The following is a 3,213-nucleotide window of genomic DNA, read 5'->3' on the forward strand; positions in this document are numbered from 1 at the left end:
TAGGGGCCACGAAGCTTGTTGGCAATATTCCAGATGAAGCCAACTAGGTTTTGGTGTTGTGCGTTTTGCATGGGAAATCCTGAATACATTTCATCTAAATTTGATTGACTTCAATCTGCGTTACGTAGCTGAGGTCGGAAAATTCTTGTCGCTTAAAATCGATTATTATTCGTACTTATCAAGAGTAGCCCGCAGATTAATTACCAATTGATCACTAAGTGTTTTTGGCGATAGAACCACGACTTCCTGCCCATGCCACAAAATTTCGCTCACCAGCTCCCGAGCATCAGTGAACGGCACCTCCAGCTCATAACTCCCATCCTCCAGCCACCGCGTCTTCTGCTCAGGATGCAAGACCTGCTTGCTCACCCACTGCGCGCGTGACGGCGTAAAGCGCAACACCGCCCATTGCACCTCGCTACCGTTGAAAATGCCGAAACCACTGCCCAGCACAGCATCTAGCTGCTCCGTCGTCAGCGCCATGGCCGGCGCAGCCATCACCATCACCTCCTCGATGGCATCCAACCCGAAACTGCGAATCGCCTCACGGGTGTGACACCACGCCTCCACATACCAGTTTTCGCGGTAATGCGTGAGCCGCTGCGGGCTGATCTCGCGCGTGGTGCGCTCGCCCGTGTTGCGGTTGAGATGGGTGATGTTCAGGCGCAGGCCCTCCAGCGTGGCGCGAGCCACTTTCTGGAAATGCCGGGTCGATGACGCTCGCCGCTGGTTCTGCAGCAGCCGTATACGCTGGCCAATCACCTCCGGGTCAATGCTCTCGGTGGACATGAGCATGCGTAGTCGCGACTTCAGCGGTGCGATCTGCGCACCCAGCAAGCCCGGCTCGATGCCTTCCAGCAGGCTGGTCGCCGCCAGCAACGCATGCACCTCGTCGCCATCCAGCCAGAGGCCGGGCAGCTCGTACTTCGGCCCGTGTGGGCCCCGCCGCTCGAAGCGGTAGGCATTGATGTCACGGTCGTACACGATGGGCGCGTTCAGCTGATCTCGCAGATATTCCAGATCACGCTTGAACGTCGCTGGAGAGACCTCCAGCGTATCCAGGAACTCGGAGAGGGTGACCGATGCTCGGCTGTTCAACAGCTGATCGATCAAATGCAGGCGGACCATTCTTGTCATGACGGGGAGCTTAACGCATACCGAGAGTAATGAAGACACATCCCTGTGTTGCCCGTCGACTTGGATGGGGTTCCTGAGAGGGATTATGTTAGGCGGCAAGCTCAAAAACTGAGCCTGACAAACTATGGCAGCATGAATATCCACAGGAGCGCGCTGCGCTACGCTGCAACAGGTTGGGCCGTTTCACCCGCAAGGCCACCATGGCAGGCAATTCCCCTCCATGAGCCGAATTGCCATGAATATCCCCACTGAAGACCGCGTGATCTTCCGCCCCGAACTGCAGGCCTTGCTGCATGTCAGCAGCGAGACTATCCGCCGATGGCTGCTGGCCAGCAAGCTACCCATGCCCGATGTCGCCCTAACCCGCAAGACCGTGGGCTGGAAGCGCTCCACCCTGGAGCGCGCCGGCATCAGGCTGGCGTGAAGCCGCAGCTGTCCAGCCAGTCCGCCCAGCCCTGCAGCAGCTTCTTGCGATCCGGCAGGTACTCGGCACGGTTGTAGACCGCACGAATCTTGTTGTCAGGCACATGCGCCAACTGGCGCTCGATGGCATCCGGCGAGTAACCATTCTCATTGGCCCATGTACTGGCCACAGAGCGCCAGCCGTGGCCAGTCATGCGGCCCCGATACCCCATTCGCGCAATCAAGGTCAACACCGCATTCTCGGACATGGGTCTATCCATGCGATGCGGAGCCGAGAACACATAACGGGCCTCCAGCCGACTCCGCGCGCGCAGCTGTTTAAGCACAGCCAGCGACTGATTCGACAATGGCACCAGATGATCGCGATCCCGCTTCATCTTGCCGGCAGGAATCAACCAGACCTTGCCAGCCTCATCGATTTCCGACCACTCCATCATGCGCAGCTCATTGGTACGCACCCAAGTCAGCGCCAGCAGGCGACAAGCCAGCACACTTTGCAAGTCGCCCTCCATCGCCAGGCGCTCCAGAAACTCCGGCACTTCTCGCAAGGCCAAGGCGGCAAAGCTGGTGACCTTGGCACGGCCAAATGCTTTCTCCGGGCGAATCAGTGCCGCCGGGTTGATATTGGCGATGCCGTTTTCAACTGCCCACTCGAAGACCTGACCGACCCACATACGAACTTTGCGCACATACACATGCAGGCCGGCGGCATCCATGAGCAGCAACTCACCCAGCAAGTCATCTCGCGTGATGCTGCCAATCGGCTTCGGCAGCAAGCGCACCAGATGCAGCTCAATGCCACGCAGGGCGTTGGTGCGATAAGTCGCAGACACATCCTTGCGACCTTGCCAGTAGGTTTCAGTCGCCTCGGCGAGCGTCACGCCTTGGCGATTGACGCGCCGAGGTGCCATGGGGTCATGGCCCTCAATCAGCGCTCGCTTCACTTCCTCACGCTTCACGCGTGCGGCAGCCAGTGTGATTTCGGGGTATGAGCCCAGACTCATGGTCTGCGGCTTGCCAGCCAGACGATAAGCCAGCCGCCAAGTACGCGAACCGGTCGTGGAAACATAGAGGTGCAGGCCACCACCATCGAACAGCTTGTAGGGCTTGTCGCTGGCCTTGGCTCCCTTGCAGCGCGCATCTGTCAGGGTATTTGTAGGCATCGTGCCGCCCTCTCCCGATTTGTACCTACAGCGATACCTACAGACTGGCTGTGGTGAACTGTGGTTTTCAGTGGTGGAGTGAGGGCAACCGTGCAAAAGAAAACCCCCGGAAGCCTTGATAGTACTGGGCTTGCCGGGGGTTATCTAGGGGTACTGCCCGCTTGCGTGGGCGTGATTTGGAGGAGAAGGAGGGATTTGAACCCTCGATACGGTATGACCGTATGCCAGATTTCGAGTCTGGTGCATTCAACCACTCTGCCACTTCTCCGAAGGATGCGAAAGATACCGGAAGCCCTTCGCTAACTCAACACATTCAAGCGCTAAGCGGCGAAAAAACAGTCGTCGCTTAGCGCTTGGCAAGTGCCTTGCTTAAAGCGGAATTTTATCGATGCTATCGGCAGCGGTATCAATACCGCTATCAACACTTTCCAAGGCTTCATCAACAGAGTCACCCACCACGGGCACCACAGAGACAAAGGCCCCAACGAGG

At 58.0% G+C, this 3,213-nt stretch carries 4 protein-coding genes and 1 tRNA gene; 1 reads left to right on the forward strand and 4 read right to left on the reverse strand.

Annotation, left to right across the window (positions count from 1 at the left end; genetic code table 11):
- Positions 1–165 precede the first annotated feature (165 nt).
- On the reverse strand, positions 166–1,137 hold the full coding sequence (locus tag AC14IB_RS10840; RefSeq protein ID WP_484231886.1) for a helix-turn-helix transcriptional regulator: 972 nt from the start codon (positions 1,135–1,137) through the stop codon (positions 166–168).
- 235 nt (positions 1,138–1,372) lie between these two features.
- On the opposite strand from AC14IB_RS10840, the gene AC14IB_RS10845 reads away from it, so the two are divergent.
- On the forward strand, positions 1,373–1,561 hold the full coding sequence (locus AC14IB_RS10845; RefSeq protein WP_484231887.1) for a helix-turn-helix transcriptional regulator: 189 nt from the start codon (positions 1,373–1,375) through the stop codon (positions 1,559–1,561).
- Here AC14IB_RS10845 and AC14IB_RS10850 read toward each other — a convergent pair.
- The 3 genes from AC14IB_RS10850 to AC14IB_RS10860 form a co-directional block, all read right to left on the reverse strand.
- The gene (locus AC14IB_RS10850; protein WP_484231888.1) at positions 1,548–2,723 is read right to left on the reverse strand and encodes a tyrosine-type recombinase/integrase; all 1,176 of its coding nucleotides are present in this window, start codon (positions 2,721–2,723) and stop codon (positions 1,548–1,550) included. The genes AC14IB_RS10845 and AC14IB_RS10850 overlap by 14 nt on opposite strands.
- A gap of 177 nt (positions 2,724–2,900) precedes the next feature.
- Positions 2,901–2,991: transfer RNA gene (locus AC14IB_RS10855), tRNA-Ser, on the reverse strand.
- Between the two features lie 101 nt (positions 2,992–3,092).
- On the reverse strand, positions 3,093–3,213 hold a 121-nt coding region (locus AC14IB_RS10860; protein ID WP_484231889.1), incomplete at its 5' end, for a DUF6726 family protein.

It is taken from the genome of Perlucidibaca sp. (assembly GCF_057084925.1).

What these genes read in the sequence shown, in the direction of transcription:
- AC14IB_RS10840 (WP_484231886.1), bottom strand. Translation starts at nt 1,137, where the DNA reads ATGACAAGAATGGTCCGCCTGCATTTGATCGATCAGCTGTTGAACAGC.
- AC14IB_RS10845 (WP_484231887.1), top strand. Translation starts at nt 1,373, where the DNA reads ATGAATATCCCCACTGAAGACCGCGTGATCTTCCGCCCCGAACTGCAG.
- AC14IB_RS10850 (WP_484231888.1), bottom strand. Translation starts at nt 2,723, where the DNA reads ATGCCTACAAATACCCTGACAGATGCGCGCTGCAAGGGAGCCAAGGCC.